Genomic DNA, 5,567 nt, shown 5'->3' on the forward strand with positions numbered 1-5,567 from the left:
TTTTGCTTACTTTTGCGCTCTTCAAAAGTGAGCCGCCGTAAGGGCGGAACCCTAAGCGGCCGTTACCTAAATAACGGATATGTACACCGACACACCGCTATCGCAGGCAAGCCAGCTCCCACACAACCCAGCTCCCACACAAAACAGCCGTGTACTCAAAGGCCCTTGAGTTCCTTGAGATGCTTATAGACCGTCGCCCGCCCCATCCCCAACACATTCGCCACATAGTTCGAAGCACTCTTGCCCTTGAACGCACCCTCGGCATGCAACGCCAACACCAGCTCGCGTTTATGATCCCGCGTCAGCAGGTTCAAGCTCAACTGCCGCTCCCGCATCCACGCATGCAAAAACGTGTTGATCCGCTCCTGCCAGTCATCGCGAAACAACGAGTCCGGCTGCGGGATCAATTTGCTCGGCGAGAGGAACAAATCCAACGCCGCCTTGGCGTTTTCAAACAGCGAAATATTCAGGTTGATGCACAACACCGCCAGGCGCCGACCCTTGTGGTCGTGCAGCACGGTGCTCAGGCTGCGAATCTTCTGGCCGTCCCAGTTGAGCTTTTCATACGGGCCGATATTCACCTCGCTGACGTCATCACTGAGCATGTCCTCCAGCGCCGAGTCGTCGCCAATCGCCCGTTTCGACAGGTTGTTGGCGATGTAATCGACCTTTTGCGAGCGCAAATCGTGCAGCACCGCTTCGGCGTGGGGGAAGAACAGCGTGGCGATGGCGTCGGCCATCGCACGGAAGTTCTGCATGTTCTGTTCTTGTTCAGCGTTGTTCATCAATGGGGCTCCAGGCGGGCGGGGGAGAGCATACCAGCGTCGAGGCCGAACCGCGCCAGTGCCTCCGGCAAGGGCGCGCCGCGTACCAGCGCCGCACTGGCCTGGCCCATGGCCGGTGACGTCTGGATGCCGTAGCCGCCCTGCGCCGCGACCCAGAACAGGCCGGGCACCCGGGTGTCGTAGCCGGACAGCAAATCACCATCCGGGACAAAACTGCGCAGGCCGGCCCAGGTGCGGGTGGGGCGGCGGATGGTCAGGGTGGTGGCTTCTTCGATCTGGTAGATGCCCATGGCGATGTCCAGTTCTTCGGGTTGGATATCCTGCGGTTCGACCTGGTCGGCGTTGGCCGGCGAGCCGAGGAACATGCCCGCGTCGGGCTTCATGTAGAAGGATTCGTCCAGCGCCACCAGCATCGGCCAATGATGGCTGTCCACGCCTTCGGGGCCGGCGAAGATAAACGCCGAGCGGCGCTTGGGTTGCAGGCCGATGGGTGCGGCGCCGGCCATTGCGCCGATGTGGTCGGCCCAGGCGCCGGTGGCGTTGATAAGGGTGGGCGCGGTGTAGGTCGTTTCGCCAGCTTGTACCTGCCAAACGCCTGCGGCATCCCGGCTTAAACCCTGCACGGCGTGATCGGTGAGCACCTCGCCACCGTTGCGGCGGATGCCACGCAGATAGCCCTGGTGCAGCGCGTCGGTGTCGATATCGCTGGCGGTCGGGTCGTACAGCGCGCCGTGGACTTTTTCGCGGCGCAGGATCGGCAGCTTGGCGCAGGCTTCGTCGGCGCTGAGCAATTCAACCTGCGCAACGGTGGCCTTGGCGCTCAGGTATTGCGCGTTCAACTCGGCGGCGTCACCGATAAAGTCCACGGTCATTTCGCCCCTTGGCGTCAGCAACGGGTGCTCGCAAAACCCGACAGGGGGATTGTCGAAAAACTCACGGCTGGCCAGCGTCAGCGCGCGCACCTGCGGGGTGCCATAGGCGGCGGTGTACAGCGCCGCCGAACGCCCGGTGGAGTGATAACCCGGGTGGCTTTCGCGTTCCAGCACCAGCACCTTGCCGTGCTGCGACAACCAGAAACCGGTGGACGCGCCAGCAATGCCGCCGCCGATGATGATGAAGTCTGCGTGGCTCATAGCTGTCTCCAGAGGGCATTGGCCAGGGCGATATCTTCCAGGCCCAGGCCGATGGAGCGGAAGAATACATGACGGTCGTAGGTCGGACGTTGTACGTGTTCGCTGAGCAATTCGGGCAGGTCGCCGACAATGTGGCGTTTGTCCCAGCCGTGGTGTTCCGTGGCGATGAGCATTTCACCGGCCGAGCCTGGGGTGGTCTGGCGATAGTCGCAGAAGACCTGCATGGCATTGAGCGACTGCGGCGGCACTTCATGGGCGCGTGGGGCGTTGGTGCTGATGGAGGTAATAAGCGCCGGTTTGCTCAAGCGGGCGGGATCGATGACCGGGCCGGCCGATGAGGTGCACAGCAGGATCACGTCGGCGGCGTCGACAGCCGCATCGCTGCTCGGCGCGATGCTCAATCGTGGGTCGAGGCTTTGGAGGTGGGCGATGGCCGTGTTGTCGGCACTGGCCAGGCCAGGTGAAAACAGGCTGATGCTCTGCCAATCCCGGAGGTTTTTCACGTAGTGCAGATGGGCCTGCGCTACTTTGCCACTGCCAATAATCGCCAGACGCCGCGCGGATAAAGGCGCCAATGCATCCACCGCCAGTGCCGTCGTCGCGGCCGTGCGTGCGGTGGTCAACTCGGCAGCATCGCACAACAGCAGCGGCTGGCCGGTGTGCATCGACATCAACAGCGTCCAGGCCGTCACCAGTGGCCCTTGTTCACGCACGATATAGGGCGAGGTTTTTACGCCGTAAACACCGTCTTCGGCCAGCACGCCCAGGTAGTTGATAAAGTCGCCGGCACCGTGGGGGAATTCCACCAGTTGCTGGGCCGGCTGCACCGCCTGCCCAGCGGCCAGGTCGCGGAACAGCTTGTGCAGGATCTGCGGGACATCGACTTGGGCGAGCAGTTCGCGGGCCCGGGTTTGGTTTATCACTTGAGGCGTGCTGGGCATGGAAATCTCCGTGATTGAACTTATTTGTCCATTATGGACTTTTAGTTCTGCCGGGCAAGCGATAAACCTCACCCCACGTAGCGAAATCCACCCGACAGTTTTTCCTTCAGGTAGCCCACCAACACACTCACCGACTTCGGCACATGGTGCGAATACGGCCGGATCAAGTAGATCTCATCGGCAAACGCACCCTTGAGTGTCCAGCCCTTGAGCACCTGCACCAACTTGCCGCTGGCCAGTGCGGCGTGCGCGCTGAAATCCGGGAGCAGGGCGATGCCCAGGTGGTTGAGGGCGGAATCGCGCAGGGCCTCGCTGTTGTTGGTGGCGAAACTGCCGGAGATGGGCACGGTGAGGCGTTCGACGTGTTTGCTGCCGCGCTCGAAGGTCCAGGCGGGCTGGTCGGTGCCGCGCGGGTAGAACAGGCAGTTGTGCGTGGACAAATCGCCAGGCTCACGCGGTTCACCGTGGCGTTGCAGGTAGTCCTGGGTGGCAACCAGAACGGAACCGGTATCGCACAACTTCCACGCCACGTGGGTTTCCGGCACCTGGAAACCGTGGCGCACCGCAAGGTCGTAGCCCTCGGCCGCCAGCGAACTCAAGGCATCCGACACATCCAGCTGGATGCGCACCTGCGGGTACAGCTGTAAAAACTCCGACAGGTGCGGCACCAACTGCTGACGGGCGAATGCCACCGGCGCTGTCAGCCGCACCAGCCCGCGAATCTCCCCCACCGAGTCGCGTACCGAGGAGAAGCTGCGGGCGATCTGCTCGTAGGCGCTGCGCACTTCGCGGGTCAGCGACAACCCGGCGTCCGTCAGGCGCACGCTGCGCGTCGTTCGAGTGACGAGGCTTGTACCAGTGGCCTTTTCCAGGTCGGAAATGCGCTGGCTCACGGCCGACTTGCTCACGCCCAAACGTGCGGCGGCGGCGGTGTAGGTGCCGTGCTCTTCCAGCACTGACAGCCAGTGGATATGGGTCCACAGCCCTTCGATTTCAGCCTTTTCCATGATTGTATTGTTCGCGTAGGTGGACAATAAGTTCAGGATTCTGCTCTGGTTTGGAACAAAGCGAAAGCCTATCGTGTGTCCAACGCTTATCCACCTGGGATCGACTGCCATGACAATTACAATCGAGCACTACATCAACGACCAGCGCGTGTCCCGCGATGACCGTTATCAGGACGTCTTCAACCCGGCCACCGGTGAAAAGACCGGCCGCGTCGCCCTGGCCAGCCGCCAGACCGTGGACGAAGCCGTTGCCGCTGCCCAGGCTGCTTTCGACGGCTGGGCCGACACGCCGCCGATCCGCCGCGCGCGGGTGTTGTTCGAATACCTGCACCTGCTGCGTGCGCGCAAGGACGACCTCGCGCGCATCATCGTCGCCGAGCATGGCAAGGTGTTTACCGATGCCCAGGGTGAAGTGGACCGTGGCATCGACATCCTCGAATTCGCCTGCGGCATTCCCAACCTGCTCAAGGGCGAGTACTCCGACCAGGTGTCCCGTGGCATGGACAACTGGACCATGCGCCAGCCGCTGGGCGTTGTCGCGGGCGTGACGCCGTTCAACTTCCCGGTGATGGTACCGATGTGGATGTACCCGATTGCCATCGCGGCGGGTAACACCTTCATTCTCAAGCCAAGCCCGACCGATCCAAGCGCCTCGTTGTTCATGGCCGAACTGCTGCGTGAAGCCGGCCTGCCCAAAGGCGTGTTCAACGTGGTGCAGGGTGACAAGGAGTCGGTGGACGCGCTGATCGAACACCCGGACGTCAAGGCCGTGAGCTTTGTCGGCTCGACGCCGATTGCCCAATACATCTACGAAACCGGCGCCCGTCACGGCAAGCGCGTGCAAGGCCTGGGCGGGGCGAAAAACCACATGGTGGTGATGCCCGACGCCGATATCGAAAAAACCGTGGATGCCCTGATGGGCGCCGCCTACGGCAGTGCGGGCGAACGCTGCATGGCCATCTCCGTGGCGGTGTTGGTGGGGGATGTGGGTGACAAAGTCATCGCCGCCCTGACCGAGCGCGCCAAGCAACTGCGCATCACCGACGGCCGCGATTTGAAAGCCGAGATGGGCCCGATTGTGTCCCGCGCGGCTCTGGAGCGCATCAGCGGCTATATCGAGCAAGGCGTGCAGGCCGGCGCCCAACTGCTGCTGGATGGCCGTGACTACGTACCGACCGAAGCCGGCCTGGAAAATGGCTTCTGGCTGGGCGCGACGCTGTTCGACCACGTGACCCGCGAGATGAGCATCTACCGCGAAGAAATCTTCGGCCCGGTGCTGGCCTGCGTGCGCGTCAGCGACTTCGGCGAAGCCGTAAAACTGGTCAACGACCACGAGTTCGGCAACGGCGTCAGCTGCTTCACCCGCGACGGCAACATCGCCCGCGAGTTCGCGCGGCGTATCCAGGTGGGCATGGTCGGCATCAACGTGCCCATCCCGGTGCCGATGGCGTGGCACGGTTTTGGTGGCTGGAAGAAAAGCCTGTTTGGCGACATGCATGCCTATGGCACTGAGGGTGTGCGCTTCTACACCAAGCAGAAGTCGATCATGCAGCGCTGGTCGGAGAGCATCGAGCAAGGCGCCGAATTCGCCATGCCGGTCTCCAAATAACCCCAGGTTGTAGAAGATCCAATGTGAGCGGGCTTGTGTGGGAGCGGGCTTGCTCGCGAATGCGGACTGTCAGTCACCTCTGTTTCGACTGA

Annotated in this window: 5 protein-coding genes; 1 reads left to right on the forward strand and 4 read right to left on the reverse strand. The window is 62.4% G+C overall.

Annotation, left to right across the window (positions count from 1 at the left end; all coding sequences use genetic code 11):
* Nucleotides 1-155: 155 nt before the first annotated feature.
* The 4 genes from NUV89_RS27060 to NUV89_RS27075 all read right to left on the reverse strand — a co-directional run bounded on the left by NUV89_RS27060 (nucleotide 156) and on the right by NUV89_RS27075 (nucleotide 3,866).
* Nucleotides 156-785 (reverse strand): transcriptional regulator, encoded by a 630-nt coding sequence (locus tag NUV89_RS27060; protein WP_257783725.1) that lies wholly within the window; start codon nucleotides 783-785, stop codon nucleotides 156-158.
* Nucleotides 785-1,918: an FAD-binding oxidoreductase gene (locus NUV89_RS27065; RefSeq protein ID WP_257783726.1), complete on the reverse strand. Its 1,134-nt coding sequence runs from the start codon at nucleotides 1,916-1,918 to the stop codon at nucleotides 785-787. The genes NUV89_RS27060 and NUV89_RS27065 overlap by 1 nt, the downstream gene beginning before the upstream one ends.
* On the reverse strand, nucleotides 1,915-2,859 hold the full coding sequence (locus NUV89_RS27070) for an ornithine cyclodeaminase family protein (protein ID WP_257783727.1): 945 nt from the start codon (nucleotides 2,857-2,859) through the stop codon (nucleotides 1,915-1,917). The genes NUV89_RS27065 and NUV89_RS27070 overlap by 4 nt, the downstream gene beginning before the upstream one ends.
* A gap of 68 nt (nucleotides 2,860-2,927) precedes the next feature.
* Nucleotides 2,928-3,866 carry a LysR family transcriptional regulator gene (locus tag NUV89_RS27075; RefSeq protein WP_257783728.1) on the reverse strand — a complete coding sequence of 313 codons (939 nt, stop codon included), beginning with the start codon at nucleotides 3,864-3,866 and terminating at the stop codon, nucleotides 2,928-2,930.
* A 109-nt stretch (nucleotides 3,867-3,975) separates the two neighbouring features.
* Between NUV89_RS27075 and NUV89_RS27080 the strand changes: the two genes are divergently transcribed.
* Nucleotides 3,976-5,475 carry a CoA-acylating methylmalonate-semialdehyde dehydrogenase gene (locus tag NUV89_RS27080; protein WP_257783729.1) on the forward strand — a complete coding sequence of 500 codons (1,500 nt, stop codon included), beginning with the start codon at nucleotides 3,976-3,978 and terminating at the stop codon, nucleotides 5,473-5,475.
* Nucleotides 5,476-5,567: the final 92 nt, after the last annotated feature.

This window comes from Pseudomonas sp. 18.1.10, assembly GCF_024655625.1.
Lineage (GTDB): Bacteria > Pseudomonadota > Gammaproteobacteria > Pseudomonadales > Pseudomonadaceae > Aquipseudomonas.